Raw genomic sequence first — 16,380 nt, 5'->3', positions numbered from 1 at the left:
CGCCGGCGGCCTCCGGTCCGCGTCCGGGCCCGCGCCCCGCGCCGCGACCGGCTCCGGCGGCCCCGGAGTTCCAGGCCCCGCCCGCGGCGGCGGCCTCGGCTCCGGCTCCGTCCGGCCCGAAGCCCGGCGGCGCGCGTCCCGGTGCCCCCAAGCCCGGCGGTCGTCCCGCCGGTCAGGGTGGTCAGGGTCAGGGTCAGGGCGGCCAGGGCCGTCCGGCCGGTCAGGGTCAGCGTCCCGGCGGCGGCGCACCGCGTCCGGGCGGTCGCCCGGCCGGTCCGCGTCCCGGTAACAACCCCTTCACCTCCGGTGGCTCCACCGGCATGGCCCGTCCGCAGGCTCCGCGCCCGCAGGGCGCGCGTCCCGGTCCGGGTGGTCCCGGTGGTCCCGGCGGTGCCGGTCCCCGTCCGCAGGCCCCCGGTGCCCAGGGCGGCGGTCCGCGTCCGCAGGCTCCGGGCGGGCAGCGCCCGACCCCGGGCTCGATGCCGCGTCCGCAGGGTGGTCCCCGTCCCGGCGGCGGCCCCGGCGGCCCGCGTCCGAACCCCGGCATGATGCCGCAGCGTCCCGCTGCCGGCCCCCGTCCCGGCCCCGGCGGCCGCGGTCCGGGCGGTGCGGGTCGTCCTGGCGGTGCCGGTCGTCCCGGTGGCGGCGGCGGCTTCGCCGGCCGTCCCGGTGGCGGCGGCGGTGCCGGTCGTCCCGGTGGTGGCGGCGGCTTCGCCGGCCGTCCCGGTGGTGGCGGCGGCTTCGCCGGCGGCGGTGGCCGTCCCGGCTTCGGTGGTCGTCCCGGCGGTCCCGGTGGCCGTGGTGGCACGCAGGGCGCCTTCGGCCGTCCCGGTGGTCCCGCGCGTCGTGGCCGCAAGTCGAAGCGGCAGAGGCGCCAGGAGTACGAGGCCATGCAGGCCCCGTCGGTCGGCGGCGTGATGCTGCCTCGTGGCAACGGCGAGACCATTCGCCTGTCGCGCGGTGCCTCGCTCACCGACTTCGCGGAGAAGATCAACGCCAACCCGGCGTCGCTCGTCGCGGTCATGATGAACCTCGGCGAGATGGTCACCGCGACCCAGTCCGTCTCCGACGAGACGCTCCAGCTCCTCGCCGGCGAGATGAACTACACCGTTCAGATCGTCAGCCCGGAGGAGGAGGACCGCGAGCTGCTCGAGTCCTTCGACCTGGAGTTCGGCGAGGACGAGGGCGACGAGGAGGACCTGGTGGTCCGCCCGCCGGTCGTCACCGTCATGGGTCACGTCGACCACGGAAAGACCCGCCTCCTCGACGCCATCCGCAAGACGAACGTCATCGCGGGCGAGGCCGGCGGCATCACCCAGCACATCGGTGCCTACCAGGTCACGACCGAGGTCAACGAAGAGGATCGCAAGATCACCTTCATCGACACCCCGGGTCACGAGGCGTTCACCGCCATGCGTGCCCGCGGTGCGAAGTCGACCGACATCGCGATCCTGGTCGTCGCGGCCAACGACGGCGTCATGCCGCAGACGGTCGAGGCGCTCAACCACGCCAAGGCGGCCGACGTCCCGATCGTCGTCGCGGTCAACAAGATCGACGTCGAGGGCGCGGACCCGACCAAGGTGCGCGGTCAGCTGACCGAGTACGGCCTGGTGGCCGAGGAGTACGGCGGCGACACCATGTTCGTCGACATCTCCGCCAAGCAGGGTCTGCACATCGACAGCCTCCTCGAGGCCGTCATCCTCACCGCGGACGCCTCGCTCGACCTGCGGGCCAACCCGGAGCAGGACGCGCAGGGCATCTCGATCGAGTCCCGGCTCGACCGCGGCCGCGGTGCCGTGGCGACCGTCCTCGTCCAGCGAGGCACGCTGCGGGTCGGCGACACGATGGTGGTGGGCGACGCCTACGGCCGTGTGCGCGCCATGCTCGACGACAACGGCAACAACGTCGCCGAGGCGGGCCCGTCGACGCCGGTCCAGGTCCTGGGCCTGACCAACGTCCCGGGCGCGGGCGACAACTTCATCGTCGTCGACGAGGACCGTACGGCCCGTCAGATCGCCGAGAAGCGCGCCGCCCGTGAGCGCAACGCCGCGTTCGCCAAGCGCACGCGCCGCGTGTCGCTCGAGGACCTGGACAAGGTGCTCAAGGCCGGCGAGGTCCAGCAGCTGAACCTGATCATCAAGGGTGACGCTTCCGGATCGGTCGAGGCGCTCGAGTCCTCGCTGCTCCAGCTGGACGTCGGCGAAGAGGTCGACATCCGCGTCCTGCACCGCGGCGTCGGTGCGGTCACGGAGTCCGACATCGACCTGGCGATGGGCTCCGACGCCATCGTGATCGGCTTCAACGTGCGCGCCGCCGGGCGTGCCGCGCAGATGGCCGAGCGCGAGGGTGTGGACGTCCGCTACTACTCGGTCATCTACCAGGCGATCGAGGAGATCGAGGCGGCCCTCAAGGGCATGCTCAAGCCGGAGTACGAAGAGGTCGAGCTCGGTACGGCGGAGATCCGCGAGGTCTTCCGCTCGTCCAAGCTGGGCAACATCGCGGGTGTGCTCATCCGCTCCGGCGAGGTCAGGCGCAACACCAAGGCGCGCCTGCTGCGCGATGGCAAGGTCATCGCGGAGAACCTCAACATCGAGGGTCTGCGTCGCTTCAAGGACGACGTCACCGAGATCCGCGAAGGCTACGAGGGCGGTATCAACCTCGGAAACTTCAACGACATCAAGGTCGACGACGTCATCGCGACGTACGAGATGCGCGAGAAGCCGCGGGTGTAACACCCCACGGTGTGCGCGGGCACACGGCGGAGCGGCCGGCGGAGCACAATATCCGTCGATCGCCGCGTCCCCTTCGATGTACGGTTCTGATGTCCCTGCCCACCACGGATGGCGGGGCCATCGATCCCGTACCGGCGGGTGAACCGGTTGCACATGTATGTGGGGACACTGTCCTTCGACCTCCTCCTCGGCGACGTACATTCGCTGAAGGAGAAGCGCTCCGTCGTCCGCCCGATCGTCGCCGAACTCCAGCGCAAGTACGCGGTGAGCGCGGCCGAGGTGGATCACATGGACCTCCATCGCCGGGCGGTCATCGGCCTGGCCATGGTGTCCGGCGACACGGGGCACCTGACCGACGTACTGGACCGCTGCGAGCGGTTGGTCGCCGGGCGCCCGGAGGTGGAACTGCTGTCCGTCAGGCGGCGCTTCCACGGTGAAGACGACTGACGACCACAGCCCAGAGATACGCAGACAGGAAAGAACGGGAGACGGACCAGTGGCCGACAACGCGCGGGCGAAAAGGCTGGCGGACCTCATCCGAGAGGTGGTGGCCCAGAAGCTGCAGCGCGGGATCAAGGACCCGCGGCTCGGCTCGCACGTCACCATCACGGACACCCGGGTCACGGGTGACCTCAGGGAGGCGACCGTCTTCTACACGGTGTACGGGGACGACGAGGAGCGCAAGGCCGCCGCGGCGGGCCTGGAGAGCGCCAAGGGCGTCCTGCGCTCCGAGGTGGGCCGGGCGGCGGGCGTGAAGTTCACGCCGACCCTGGCCTTCGTCATGGACGCGCTCCCGGACACGGCACGCAACATCGAGGACCTCCTCGACCGGGCGCGCCAGTCCGACGCGAAGGTGCGCGAGGCGTCCGCGGGCGCCGCGTACGCCGGCGAGGCCGACCCGTACCGCAAGCCGGAAGACGACGAGACGGACGACACCGCCGAATGAACCGGAAGCCCACCACGCCCGACGGCCTTGTCATCGTCGACAAGCCGTCGGGCTTCACTTCGCACGACGTGGTCGCCAAGATGCGCGGCATCGCGCGCACCCGGCGCGTCGGCCACGCCGGCACCCTCGACCCGATGGCGACGGGCGTCCTCGTCCTCGGCGTCGAGAGGGCGACCAAGCTCCTCGGCCACCTCGCGCTGACCGAGAAGGAGTACCTCGGCACGATCCGGCTCGGGCAGAACACGCTCACCGACGACGCCGAGGGGGAGATCACCTCCTCCACCGACGCCTCCGCGGTCACCCGCGAGGGCATCGACGCCGGCGTCGCCGGCCTGACCGGCGACATCATGCAGGTGCCGTCCAAGGTCAGCGCCATCAAGATCAACGGGGTGCGCTCCTACAAGCGGGCCCGGGAGGGCGAGGAGTTCGACATCCCCGCCCGGCCGGTCACCGTCTCCTCGTTCTCCGTGTACGACGTCCGGGAGGCAGTCGCCGAGGACGGCACCCCGGTGCTGGACCTGGTGGTGTCGGTCGTCTGCTCCTCCGGCACCTACATCCGCGCCCTCGCCCGCGACCTGGGTGCAGGACTGGGCGTCGGCGGGCACCTCACCGCGCTGCGCCGGACCCGCGTCGGCCCGTACAAGCTGGACTCCGCGAAGACGCTGGACCAGCTCCAGCAGGAGCTGACGGTGATGCCGATCGCCGAGGCCGCCACGGCCGCGTTCCCGTGCTGGGACGTCGACGACCGGCGGGCCAGGCTGCTCACCAACGGGGTACGCCTCGAGATGCCCGAGGAGTACGCCGGCTCCGGAGCCGTGGCCGTGTTCGGCCCCGAGCGCCGCTTCCTGGCCCTCGTCGAGGAGCAGCGCGGCAAGGCCAAGAGCCTGGCCGTCTTCGGCTGACCCGCGGGCGGGTCCGCCCGTGGAGCGGCGTCACGGGGATGGACATGCCGCCGCTCCACGGTCCCCCTCGGTTCCCCCACCCCTAGGGTGTATCCATCCACCCCCGCCTGTTCACCCGTAAGTGCGGGCGCTCGGAGTGAACCGGGGGAGCGGAAGGGGGCGCGTTCACCGGACGATCTGTCCCGCTGATCATCCCGGCCCTACTGTCGCAGCCAAGGGCACGGATGCGCGACGGGAGGCTCGACGATGCCGTCCCCCTACGAATACGAACCCCGTCACGAACGGGAGGCCCCGGACGACGCTCCGGGCCTGTGCGACGTCCTGGTCCGGCTGCACGACCTCGCCGGCCGGCCGCGCGGCACCGGCTTCGTGGCCGATCACCACGGCACGGTGATCACCAGTCACGAGGCGGTCGACGGTCTGCCCCGGATCGTGCTGCACGCGGCGGCCGGCCGCCAGTGCGTGGTGACCGCGGACGCGGTGACCCCGCTGCCCGCGCTCGGCCTGGCCCTCGTCCGCAGCGAGGGGCTCGGCGTCGCACCGCTGCCGGTCACCACGCGGCGCACCGTCCGGCCCGGCACCTATGTGCGGATCCCCGCCGGAGGCTGGCGCGAGGCGCGCGTGCTGGGGACGGGCCCCGTGACCTACACCGCCACCGACCGCGCGTACGCACTGGGTGACGCGCTGGAACTGGCGGTCGGCACCGCGGGCCGGGACGCGCTGCGGCTCGGCGGCGGCGCCGCCGGCGGCCCGGTGCTCGACGCCACCACCGGCACCGTCCTCGGTGTCCTCGGCACCGCGCTCCACTCGGACGACCGCGCCGAGGGCTTCGCCGTACGGCTGCCTCCCCGGGCCCCCGCCGAGGGCCCGCTCGCCGAACTGCTCACCGAGAACACGGCCACGGTCCCGGCCCACGGAGCCGACCTCAACCTCGCCGGGGTGGTGCAGCTCACGGCCGGCTCGGTCGGGTGGGACGGGCCGGCCGGTGGTGTGGGGCTTGTCGGCCGGTCCGCTGTGGGTGCGGAGTTCGCCGCGTTCGAGCGGGGTGGGTCGGCTGGTGTTGTGGGGTCTGTTGTGGGTGCGGGGGGCTCCTCGGTCGGACAGGGCAGGCCGGCCGGTGGTGTGGGGCTTGTCGGCCGGTCCGCTGTGGGTGCGGAGTTCGCCGCGTTCGAGCGGGGTGGGTCGGCCGGTGTTGTGGGGTCTGTTGTGGGTGCGGAGGGTTCCTCGGTCGGACAGGGCGGGCCGGCCGGTGGCGTGGGGCCCGTCGACCGGTCCGCCGTGCTCGCGGAGTTCGCCGCGTTCGAGCGGGGCGAGGCCGCCGTGCTGGGCCTGGTCGGGCCGCCCGGCAGTGGTCGTACGACGCAGCTCGCGGCGCTCGCCGCCCGCCGGCACCGCGCGGGCCGGCCCACGCTCCGGCTGCGCGGTGCCGACCTGGACGAGGGCGACGGCTCGGTCGCGGACGCCGCCCGTCGGGCACTGGACCGGGCCGCCGTCGTCGTCGCGGCCTCCCGCGCCCCGTTCCCGGCCGGCCCGGACGCCCTCGGTGACGTGAGCCCGGAGCACCTGGCCGGGCTCGCCCGCACGGCCGGCCACCCCCTGCTGCTCCTCCTCGACGGCCCCGAGGAGATCCTGCTCGACAGGCCGGCCGAGTGGACCGCCGGGACCGTGCGGTGGCTGCGGGCGACGGGGGCCCGGATGGTGGTCGCGTGCCGCGCGGAGTACTGGGAGGAGGCGGGGTTCCCGGAAGAGCTGCTGCACGCCGGTGCGCCCCGCCCCGACGGGCTCCCCGCCTGTGTGGCCCTCGGCGATCTCACCGCCGAGGAGGCCCGCCAGGCGCGCGCCCGCCACGGCGTCCCCGAGGGCGCGGTGGCCGCCGCCGACGCCCGCCACCCCCTGACCCTGCGGATGCTCGCGGACATCCGGTCCGCCCACGCCGACACCGCCCCCGACGCCCCCGTCGACCGCGACGACGTCTTCTCCGCCCACCTGGACCTGATGTGCCTGCGGATCGCCGTCCGCCTCGCCGACGGGAACGGGATCCGCGGCACCGCCGTACGCCGGCTCGCCGCCAAGGTCGCCGGACAGGTGCACGAGGCCGCCCGGCGCAGCCTCGGGGCGGGCGGGCTGGACCGGGAGACGTTCGACGCGCTGTTCCCCCGGGGGTCCGCCCCCGCCCGGCTCGGCGGCGGCACCGGCTGGGCCTCGGCCGTGCTCGCCGAGGGGCTCCTCGTCCCGGCCGGGACGACCGGCTACCGGTTCGCGGACGAGGAACTGGCCGACTGGCTCCACGGCACCCACCTCGACGTGGACGACGCCCTGCGCGCCCTGGTCCACACCGCTCCCGCCACCCCGGTCGCTCCCGACGGGCGCCTCCCGCGGCCGGCTGCCGCCGAGGACGGCTTCCCGCCGCCCGGCGGCCGGCCCCGATCCGCCGCTGCTTCCGGCGGTCGGGATGCCGTTGAGGGGGCTCTTCCGTTGTCCGGCCGCTGGGCCGGTTCGGCCGGTGATCGTCGTGATCTGCCTGCTGTCGCTTTCGATCCCTGGACCGTTGTCGGTCCCGATCCCTGGGCCGTCGCCGATACCGATTACCGGCCTGCTGACGATTGCCTCTTCCACCACAGCGGTGTGACGGCCGATGACGGTGGGGGCGGCGTGGCTGCCGGACGCCCGGCGCTGCCCGCCGTCGGCCTCCTCCCGGCCGCCCCCGGCGCCGAAGCCGTCCTTCCGGCCGGCACCCCCGTCCCGCACCACCGCATCGGTGTCGTCGTCGAGGCCCTGCTGTTCCTCGCGCGGCGGCACGGCAGCCGGCGGCTCTCCACGCGGCTCACGGATCTGGTGCACGCCCTCGATGCCGCTCCGGGTTCCTGGTGGGCCGTCCGCCTGCTCGGCGGGACCCTCGCGCGCGTGGCCGACGCGACGCCGTACACGGACGTGCTGCGGCTGCTGGCCGACCGTCTCGTGGCCTGGCGGGAGCAACGGCGGGGCGTGCCGCCGGAGCTGGGGCCCGCCTTCTGGACCGCTCTCCGGCTGCCGCCGGAGACGCGGTGCGCACTGCTGCGCCGGCTCGTCCACGCCGACGGCCCCCCGTGCGAGAACGGGCCCCGCTTCCTCGACGCCACCGCGCGGCTGCTCGCCGCCGACCCCGTCGCCGTACTGCCGTACCTCGTCCGCTGGTTCGAGGACGAGCGGCCGCTGCCCGCCACCCCGCACGCGACCGTGGCGACCGCCGCGCAGGCGCTGCTGCACACCCATCGGCACGCGGCCCCGGACGCGCTGACGGAGGCGCTCGCCGACAGTGCGCACCGGCGGGCCGACCAACTGCTCACCGTGCTGACGGAGGAGGAGCCCGCCGCGATGTGCAGGGCCGTCGACCGGTGGGCGAAGGACGGACGACCCGCACGACGGGCCACGGCCGTCGCCTACGGCCTGCTCGTCGCGCCGTACGCGCGCGACGACACCGACCGCACCCTGCTGAGGTACGCGGCGCTCGCCGTCCTCGTCCGCACCTCCGACCGCGAGCTGCACGGCGGCGCCCTCGCCCTCCTCGTCCGCGACCCGAACAGCAGGGACCGCCACCTCCCGCGGGCCCTGGAGCGCTTCGCGGCCGGCGACCCCCACCTCCCGCCGAGCGCGCTCACCCCCGCCCTCGCCACCCACCCGGAGCCCGTCCTCGACGCCTTCCGCACCAGGCTCGGCGGGACCGGCGCGGGCGAGACGCTCCGTGCCCTCGCCGACGCCACCCCGCCCGCCCCGGCCCGCCAGGTCGCCGCACTCGTACGGGAGACGGTGGAGCGGCGGCCGGAGCTGACGGGACAGGTGGCCGCGTACGCCGACGGGCGGCTGGAGCGGGGCCCGGCCGCCCGTGCCGTACTGAGGACCCTGCTCACCGGTCTGCTCGACGGCGGCCCGCAACCGCTCCGGGTGGCCCTCGCCGGCATCCTCGCCGGCCCCGGCACACCGGCCTCCCGCCCGCTGCGCCGCGAACTGCTGGACACCCTGCTCGCCCGCGAGTCCGACCCCGCCGTCCTGGAGGCGGTGCTGCGCGCCGCGGCCCGCAACACCGGCCCCGAGCCGCGCGTCCTCGTCCACCGCACCGGGCTGCTCCTCGCGCGCACCACGGAGGGCGCCACCCGCTTCGACCGCTGTCTGGCCGACCTGGGCAGCCATGTGCCGGGCTTCGCCGCCGCCGTGGCCGGCTGGCTGACGGACGCCCCACGCGAGTGGTCCACGCTGATCGGGCCCGCCACCCGCCGGACCATCGAGAACCTGGCCGGCGCGGTCGTCCCCGCCTGACCCCGCCCGGCCGGCACGTGCACCCCGTCACACAGCCCCCATGCCGATGCGGGCGCCCGGCACACGGCATGGCACCCTTAGAGCTGCGCAGAGAAGTCCACGGACTCGGGTTCGTTCGACAAGGTTTCGACAAGGAGCAGGCACAGTGCAGCGCTGGCGTGGCTTGGAGGACATCCCCCAGGACTGGGGGCGCAGCGTCGTCACCATCGGCTCCTACGACGGAGTCCACCGCGGACACCAGCTGATCATCCGGCATGCCGTGGACCGCGCCCGGGAGCTCGGCGTCCCCGCCGTCGTCGTCACCTTCGACCCGCACCCCAGCGAGGTCGTCCGCCCCGGCAGCCACCCCCCGCTGCTCGCCCCGCACCACCGGCGCGCCGAACTCATGGCCGGCCTCGGTGTCGACGCGGTCCTGATCCTCCCCTTCACCACCGAGTTCTCGAAGCTGTCCGCCGCCGACTTCGTCGTCAAGGTGCTGGTCGACAAGCTGCACGCCAAGGCGGTCGTCGAGGGCCCCAACTTCCGCTTCGGCCACAAGGCCGCGGGCAACGTGGAGTTCCTCGCTGAACAGGGCCGGGTCTACGACTTCGACGTCGAGGTCGTCGACCTGTACGTCAGCGGTGAGGCGGGCGGCGGCGAGCCGTTCTCCTCCACGCTCACCCGCCGTCTGGTCGCCGAGGGCGAGGTCGAGGGCGCCGCCGAGATCCTGGGCCGCCCGCACCGGGTGGAGGGCGTCGTCGTCCGGGGCGCCCAGCGCGGCCGTGACCTGGGTTTCCCCACGGCCAACGTCGAGACCCTCCCGCACACCGCGATCCCCGCCGACGGTGTCTACGCCGGCTGGCTGCACGCCCAGGGCGAGGCCATGCCGGCCGCGATCTCCGTCGGCACCAACCCCCAGTTCGACGGCACCGAGCGCACGGTCGAGGCGTACGCCATCGACCGCGTCGGCCTCGACCTGTACGGCCTCCATGTCGCCGTCGACTTCCTGGCCTTCGTGCGCGGCCAGGCGAAGTTCGACACGCTGGAGGCGCTGCTGGAGCAGATGGCCGAGGACGTCGAGCACTGCAAGGACCTCGTGGCCACGGCCGGGAAGCCGTAACCGGTCAGTTCTTCCGGGCGTGCGCCCAGTGGCACGCCACCTGGGCCGCGCCGCCCCCGCCGAGGATCTCCGGGTCCCGGCCCCGGCACGCCTCCGCCACCCCCGCCCGGTCCGCCTCGCCGCCCGCCAGGATCTGGCAGCGGGCGTGGAACCGGCAGCCGGACGGGACACGGGACGGGTCCGGGGGCTCACCCGTGAGGACCACCGGCTCGCCCGGCGCCTCGGGGAGGACCGACAGCAGGGCCCGGGTGTACGGATGCCGGGGGGCCGTCAGGACCTGCTCCACCGCCCCGGTCTCCACGATCCGGCCCAGGTACATCACCGCGACCCGGTCGGCGATGTTCCAGGCCAGTCCGAGGTCGTGCGTGACGACCAGTGCGGACAGGCCCAGCTCGGCGCGCAGCCGCAGCAGCAGGGCCAGGATCTCCCCGCGTACGGACGCGTCCAGGGAGGCCACCGGCTCGTCGGCGACGAGGAGTTCGGGCTCCAGCACCAGCGCGCCCGCGATCACCACGCGCTGCCGCTGACCGCCGGACAACTCGTGCGGATAGCGCAGGAGGAAGCGCTCCGGCGGACGCAGCCCGGCCCGGGACAGGGCGTCGGCGACCGCGGCCCGCTCGTCACCGCCGTGGCCGTGGATACGCAGTCCCTCGGCCACCGCGTCGTACACCGTGTGCCGTGGGTTGAGCGAGCCGCTCGGGTCCTGCAGCACCAGCTGCACGCGCCTGCGGTACGCCTTCAGGGAGCGGCCGGAGTACTCCAGCGGCCGTCCGTCGAAGGTGACCCGGCCCGCGGTCGGCTCGACCAGACCCAGCAGGGCGCGGGCCAGCGTCGTCTTGCCGCACCCCGACTCGCCGACCAGGGCGACGATCTCACCGGGACGGATGTCCAGATCGACACCGTCCACGGCCCGGGCGACCGGGGCACCGTGCCGCCCCGGGAAGGCGACGCGCACACCCTGAGCGCTGAGGAGGGGAGTGGTGGAGGTGCTCATGGGGTATTGGGCCTCGCTTCCTCCAGGGACCCCGGATCACCGGCTGCCGTGTTCCGCTGGGGGTCCGGATCACCGGCTGTCGTGCTCGGTCGGGGGTCGGGTCCGTCGGTTGTCGTGCCGTGTCGGGTGCCGGAGTCGCCGGCTGCCTTGCTCGGCCGGGGGGCCGGGCCGTCGTCTGTTGTGTCCCGCCGTGGGCCCGGTGCGTCGTCCGCTGTGTTCCGGTGGGGATCCGGACCACCGTCCGCCGGGTCCCGCCGCGCGGCCGGGCCGTCGGTCGGAGTGTCCCGTGGGGAATCCGGTTCGTCGGCCGGCTCGGCCGCCGTGGTGACCCGTACGCACGCCACCCGCCGGCTCGGGCCCGCGTTCCGCAGCGGCTGGTCCTCCGTGGCGCAGGAGTCCAGCGCCACCGGGCACCGTGGATGGAACGTGCAGCCCGACGGCAGCGCCGCCGGGTCCGGCGGGTCGCCCGGCAGGCCACGCGGCGCGAAGCGCGACGCCGGGTCGCCGATGCGCGGGAACGCGGCCGACAGCGCCTGGGCGTAGGGGTGGCGGGCGGACTCGTACACCTCTCCCGCCGGGCCCTCCTCGACCACCCGGCCCGCGTACATCACCGCGAGCCGGTCACAGGTGCCGGCGAGCACCGCGAGGTCATGGCTGATCATGATCAGCCCCACGTCCTGGTCCGCGACCAGCCGCTCGATCAGCCGCAGGATCTGCGCCTGGATCATCACATCCAGCGCGGTCGTCGGCTCGTCGGCGATGATCAGCCGCGGATCGCAGGCCAGCGCCATGGCGATCATGACGCGCTGCCGCTGACCGCCGGACAACTCGTGCGGGTAGGCCGCCGCACGGGCGGCCGGAAGACCGACGTGCTCCAGCAGCTCCCCGGTCTTCTTCCGCGCCCCGGCCGGAGTGGCCTTCCGGTGCAGCAGGATCGGCTCGGCGATCTGGTCGCCGATGCGCCGTACGGGGTTGAGGGAGTGCATCGCCCCCTGGAACACGATGGACGCCCCGGCCCAGCGGACCGCCCGTACCCGGCCCCACTTCATGGCCAGTACGTCCTCGCCGTCCAGCAGGATCTCCCCGCCGACCCGCGTCCCGGCCGGGAGCAGCCGCAGCAGCGCCAGCGCCAGGGTGGACTTGCCGCAGCCCGACTCCCCGGCGATCCCCAGCTTGCGACCCGCGTCCAGCCGTAGGTCCACCCCGCGCACGGCGGCCGCCCCGCCCGCGTACGTGACCGTCAGCCCTCTGACGTCGAGCAGACTCAACGGGACACCCCCAGCCTGGGGTTGAGGACGGACTCCACGGCCCGTCCGCACAGTGTGAACGCCAGCGCCACCACGGCGATGGCGATGCCCGGCGGCACCAGGTACCACCAGTGCCCGGCGCTGACCGCACCCGCCTCCCGGGCGTCCTGCAGCAGCCCGCCCCACGACACCACCGTCGGATCGCCGAGCCCCAGGAAGGCCAGCGTCGCCTCCGCCAGGATCGCTGAGGAGATGATCAGCGTCGTCTGTGCCAGCACCAGCGGCATCACGTTGGGCAGCACATGCCGGGACATGATGTGCCAGTGCCCGCCGCCGAGCGCCCGCGCCCGCTCGATGTAAGGCCGGGTCTCCACCGCCAGCGTCTGCGCCCGCACCAGCCGGGCCGTCGTCGGCCAGGTCGTCACCCCGATCGCCACGACGATCGTCAGCAGCGAGCGGGACATCACCGTGGCCAGCGCGATCGCCAGCACCAGCGTCGGCATCACCAGGAACCAGTCGGTGATCCGCATCACCACCGTCGCGTACCAGCCCCGGAAGTGTCCCGCCGTCACCCCGATCACCGTGCCGATCGCCACCGACAGCACGGCCGCCAGCAGCCCCACCAGCAGCGACACCCGCGCACCCCAGATCACCAGGCCGAGCAGATTCCGCCCGAACCGGTCGGCCCCGAAGGGGAGTTCCGCGCTCGGGCGCTCCAACGGGCTGCCCGGCGCGCCGGTCACGTCGGCCACGTCGGAGCCGACGACCAGCGGAGCGGCCAGCGCGAGCAGCGCGAACAGCGCGAGCGTGGCGAGGCCGAAGAGGCCGGCCCGGTGCGTGCGGTACTGCCGCCAGAACCGCGCGGCCGAGGCCCGGCGCCGCTGCCACGCCAGGGCGCGGGGGCGCGCGGCCGGCGTCTTCTCGGTCGTCATCGGCCCACCCGGGGATCGAACAGCGGATAGATCAGATCGGCGAGCGTGTTCATCACGACCACCGCGGCGGCGAACACGAAGAACAGCCCCTGCACCAGCGGCAGATCGGGCACGCTCAGCGCCTGGTAGAACAGCCCTCCCAGACCCGGCCAGGAGAAGACCGTCTCCACCAGGATCACACCGGCCACCGTCCGCCCGAGGTTGATGAAGATCAGCGTCACGGTCGGCAGCAGCGCGTTGGGCACCGCGTGCCGGCGCCGTACGAGGTCGTCGCGCAGCCCCTTGGCCCGCGCGGTCGTCAGATAGTCGCTGCCCATCTCGTCCAGCAGCGCCGACCGCGTCACCAGCAGCGTCTGCCCGTAATCCACGGCCACCAGCGTCAGCACCGGCAGCACCAGGTGGTGCGCCACGTCCACGACGTACGCGAAGCCCTCCTCCCCGCCCGACTCCATGCCACCGGTCGGGAACAGGCCCGGCAGCGGCCCGATCCCCACCGACAGCGTGGTGATCAGCAGCAGGCCCAGCCAGAAGGAGGGGAGGGAGTACAGCGTCAGCGCCAGCCCGGTGTTGAGCCTGTCGCCGAGCCGCCCGTGCCGCCACGCCGACCGGGTGCCCAGGACGATCCCGAGCGCCGTGTAGAGGACGAAGGCGGTGCCGGTGAGCAGCAGCGTGTTCGGCAGCGCCTCCGTGATCTTGTCGACCACGGGCGCGTTGAACTGGTACGACGTCCCCAGGTCACCGGTGAGCGCCTTGCCGCAGTAGTCGGTGAACTGCTGCCACAGCGGCAGGTCAAGCCCGAACTGCTCCCGGTACGTGGCCAGTTGCTCGGCCGACACCTGGCGGCCGCCGGTCATGAACTTCACCGGGTCGCCGGGGATCAGCCGGAAGAGGAAGAAGCTGGTGACGAGGACGGCGAGCAGGGACACGGCCGCGCCGGCGAGCTTGCCCGCCACATAGCGCGGATACGCGGTGGTGATACGGCCGTCGCGTGGCCCGCGTGGCCCGCGTGGCCCGCGTGGCCCGCGTGGCCCGCGGGTGGCCTCCGGTCCGTCCTTCGCCGGACCGGCGGCCCCCGTGCCCCCCACCGATGCGGATGTCGCGTCAGCGGTCATGAGTGTCCGTTCGCCGCCTACTCGCGATCCTCGGCCGTGGCCCGTCGCCGCATCGCCGCGAGGAGCCCCAGCCCCGCGAGGACGACGACACCCGCGACGATCCCGATGACCACACCCGTCGACGACGAATCACCGCCCCCGTCACCGGAGTCCGCCGGCACCGCCGACCACCAGCTCCAGTAGCCGTCCTGGCCGTAGATGTTGCCCGCCTTCGCCGGCATGGTGGTGATCGACTCGATCTGGTCCGTGCGGTACGCCTCGACCGCGTTCGGATACGCCATGACGTTCATGTACCCGAGGTCGTACAGCCGCGACTCCATCTGCTTGACGAGGTCCGCCCGCTTGCCGGCGTCGTACTCGGCGAGCTGCCGCGCGTACAGCTCGTCGTACGTCTTGTCGCAGATGAAGTTGTCGGTCGCGCCGGTCTCCTCCGGCGTCGCCGGGAGCGCCGCACAGGTGTGGATGGACAGCACGAAGTCCGGGTCCGGGTTGACCGACCAGCCGTCGAAGGCGAGGTCGTACTCACCGGCGAGCCAGGGATCGGTCACGTTGTCCAGGCAGTTGAGCGTCACCCCGATACCGAGGTCGCCCCACCACTCCTCGAGGTACTGGCCGACCGCCTTGTCGTTCGGGTCGGTGGCGTGGCACAGCACGCGGTAGTCGATCGGCTTGCCGTCCTTGCCGATCCGCTTGCCGTCGCCGTTCTTCCTGTAGCCGGCCCGGTCGAGCAGCCGGGCCGCCTCCGCCGGGTCGTACGCCAGTTCCTGGTCGGCCGACGGCTCCCAGAAGTACTGCGAGAAACGTGGCGGGATGTAGCCGGCGCCCTCCACGGCGTGCCCCTGGAACACCTTGTCGATGATGGTCTTCCGGTCCACCGCCATGAACAGCGCGTTGCGCACCCGCTGGTCGAGCAGCGAGGGGTGTCCGTCACCCATCTCCTCGCCGTTCTTCGCCCTGGCGCCCGGGTTGGTGGCCAGCGCGTAGAAGCGGCGCCCCGGCGCGTCGTTGACCCGGATGTTCTTCTCGCTCCTCAGCGCGTCCGTCTGGGCGGGCGTCAGGGACGGCGACCCGGCGACGAACGACACCTCGCCCTTGCGCAGCGCCGACACCGCGGCGTCCTGGTCCTTGTAGTAGCGGAAGACCAGTTCGTCGAACTTGGGTGACCCGCGCCAGAAGTCCTTGTTGGCCTTCAGCCGCACATAGCTGTCCGCCTTGTAGTCGGTGAGGACGAACGGCCCGTTGCCGACGACGGGGAAGTCCTTGTCATTGTTGAACTTCGAGTAGTCGCCGGCCTTCTCCCACACGTGCTTGGGAACGATCGGCACGTCCAGCGCCGTCATCGTGGCCTGCGGCTTCTTCAGCTCGATGACCAGCTCGGTGGGGCTCGGCGCGGTCACCTTCTCGAAGTTGGCGACGTAGCTGCCGTTCGCGGTGGCCGCGCCGGGGTCCGTCATCATCGTGTTGAACGTCCAGGCCGCGTCCTCGGCGGTGGCCTGCTCGCCGTCCGACCACGCGGAGTCCGAGCGGATGGTGTACGTCCAGGTCAGCTTGTCCGGCGACGACTCCCACTTGGTGGCCAGGCCGGGGATGACGTGGTTGTCCTCGGGGTCGTAGTTCGTCAGGTACTCGTAGGTGAGCCGGTGGATGCTCGTACTGAGCAGCCGTACCGCCAGGAACGGGCTGAGCGAGTCGACGCTCTGCGCCACCGCGACGGTCAGCACCTTGGCGCCGTCGTCGGCCGCCCGCGCCTGCTGCGGCGCCGGGTTGAGCGGGGTGGCGAGCCCGGCGCTGAGGGTGAGCGCGGCGGCGCCGGCCGCCATGACGAGCCGGGTGCGGCCCGGGGTGCGGTGCTGGCCGCCGTACTGATCGTTCGTTTCCATGGTCGCTGACCTCACGTCATCGCTCGCACGGGAAGGACGGGTTGATCAGATGAGTGATGAGTGTGTCTATCAGCGACCACCGCGGGCGTCAACGGCGCGAACACCCCATGTGGCCTGCGGAAACAACGAGTTCACGCACATGGCGCGTTCATTGGTCCAGATCACTGAAGCACTGCTGGCCAGGGCCTGACGGCGGATTCCGGCCCCGCACGCGAAAGCGGCCCCTCGAAAGGGGCCGCTCGG

General features: G+C 73.2%; 11 protein-coding genes. 6 read left to right on the top strand and 5 right to left on the bottom strand.

The genetic code is table 11. The annotated features are described in order from the left end of the window. From infB to ACFV5H_RS30930, 6 genes are all read left to right on the top strand, one after another. The coding region (infB, locus tag ACFV5H_RS30955) for a translation initiation factor IF-2 (RefSeq protein ID WP_385198238.1) at positions 1 to 2,732 on the top strand (2,732 nt) is incomplete at its 5' end. A 153-nt stretch (positions 2,733 to 2,885) separates the two neighbouring features. Beyond that, positions 2,886 to 3,179, top strand: a complete 294-nt coding sequence (locus ACFV5H_RS30950) for a DUF503 domain-containing protein (protein WP_385056925.1) — start codon at positions 2,886 to 2,888, stop codon at positions 3,177 to 3,179. A 49-nt stretch (positions 3,180 to 3,228) separates the two neighbouring features. After that, positions 3,229 to 3,678, top strand: a complete 450-nt coding sequence (gene rbfA / locus ACFV5H_RS30945) for a 30S ribosome-binding factor RbfA (protein ID WP_385056923.1) — start codon at positions 3,229 to 3,231, stop codon at positions 3,676 to 3,678. Next, positions 3,675 to 4,580, top strand: coding sequence for a tRNA pseudouridine(55) synthase TruB (truB, locus tag ACFV5H_RS30940; protein WP_385056920.1), 906 nt, complete (start codon positions 3,675 to 3,677; stop codon positions 4,578 to 4,580). The genes rbfA and truB overlap by 4 nt, the downstream gene beginning before the upstream one ends. Positions 4,581 to 4,826: 246 nt before the next feature. Continuing rightward, a complete protein-coding gene (locus tag ACFV5H_RS30935; protein ID WP_385198236.1) occupies positions 4,827 to 8,873 on the top strand; it encodes a serine protease in 4,047 nt (1,348 codons plus the stop codon). A 145-nt stretch (positions 8,874 to 9,018) separates the two neighbouring features. Continuing rightward, positions 9,019 to 9,972, top strand: a complete 954-nt coding sequence (locus ACFV5H_RS30930; RefSeq protein ID WP_385198235.1) for a bifunctional riboflavin kinase/FAD synthetase — start codon at positions 9,019 to 9,021, stop codon at positions 9,970 to 9,972. A 4-nt stretch (positions 9,973 to 9,976) separates the two neighbouring features. On the opposite strand, the gene ACFV5H_RS30925 is transcribed toward ACFV5H_RS30930, so the two are convergent. From ACFV5H_RS30925 to ACFV5H_RS30905, 5 genes are read right to left on the bottom strand one after another with little or no spacing between them, the layout of a single operon-like run. Further along, complete coding sequence (locus ACFV5H_RS30925; protein WP_385056912.1) at positions 9,977 to 10,966, bottom strand: oligopeptide/dipeptide ABC transporter ATP-binding protein; 990 nt, start codon at positions 10,964 to 10,966, stop codon at positions 9,977 to 9,979. Continuing rightward, complete coding sequence (locus tag ACFV5H_RS30920) at positions 10,963 to 12,234, bottom strand: oligopeptide/dipeptide ABC transporter ATP-binding protein (RefSeq protein ID WP_385198234.1); 1,272 nt, start codon at positions 12,232 to 12,234, stop codon at positions 10,963 to 10,965. Before ACFV5H_RS30920 ends, ACFV5H_RS30925 begins: the two co-directional genes overlap by 4 nt. Further along, a complete protein-coding gene (locus tag ACFV5H_RS30915) occupies positions 12,231 to 13,145 on the bottom strand; it encodes an ABC transporter permease (protein WP_385056906.1) in 915 nt (304 codons plus the stop codon). The genes ACFV5H_RS30920 and ACFV5H_RS30915 overlap by 4 nt, the downstream gene beginning before the upstream one ends. Next, positions 13,142 to 14,257 (bottom strand): ABC transporter permease, encoded by a 1,116-nt coding sequence (locus ACFV5H_RS30910; RefSeq protein ID WP_385198232.1) that lies wholly within the window; start codon positions 14,255 to 14,257, stop codon positions 13,142 to 13,144. The genes ACFV5H_RS30915 and ACFV5H_RS30910 overlap by 4 nt, the downstream gene beginning before the upstream one ends. A gap of 17 nt (positions 14,258 to 14,274) precedes the next feature. Then, entirely contained in the window at positions 14,275 to 16,137 is a 1,863-nt protein-coding gene (locus ACFV5H_RS30905; RefSeq protein ID WP_385198231.1) for an ABC transporter substrate-binding protein, read from the bottom strand. Positions 16,138 to 16,380: the final 243 nt, after the last annotated feature.

This window comes from Streptomyces sp. NPDC059787 (assembly GCF_042732315.1).
GTDB lineage: Bacteria > Actinomycetota > Actinomycetes > Streptomycetales > Streptomycetaceae > Streptomyces > Streptomyces atrovirens.
The sequence above is the reverse complement of the archived record's forward strand: the minus strand, read 5'-3'. Positions and strand labels throughout refer to the sequence as shown.

Excerpts from the sequence above, each read along its gene's own strand:
- ACFV5H_RS30915 (WP_385056906.1), bottom strand. The coding sequence starts at position 13,145 with ATGACGACCGAGAAGACGCCGGCCGCGCGCCCCCGCGCCCTGGCGTGG.
- truB (WP_385056920.1), top strand. The coding sequence starts at position 3,675 with ATGAACCGGAAGCCCACCACGCCCGACGGCCTTGTCATCGTCGACAAG.
- ACFV5H_RS30925 (WP_385056912.1), bottom strand. The coding sequence starts at position 10,966 with ATGAGCACCTCCACCACTCCCCTCCTCAGCGCTCAGGGTGTGCGCGTC.
- ACFV5H_RS30950 (WP_385056925.1), top strand. The coding sequence starts at position 2,886 with ATGTATGTGGGGACACTGTCCTTCGACCTCCTCCTCGGCGACGTACAT.
- ACFV5H_RS30910 (WP_385198232.1), bottom strand. The coding sequence starts at position 14,257 with ATGACCGCTGACGCGACATCCGCATCGGTGGGGGGCACGGGGGCCGCC.
- ACFV5H_RS30935 (WP_385198236.1), top strand. The coding sequence starts at position 4,827 with ATGCCGTCCCCCTACGAATACGAACCCCGTCACGAACGGGAGGCCCCG.
- ACFV5H_RS30905 (WP_385198231.1), bottom strand. The coding sequence starts at position 16,137 with ATGGAAACGAACGATCAGTACGGCGGCCAGCACCGCACCCCGGGCCGC.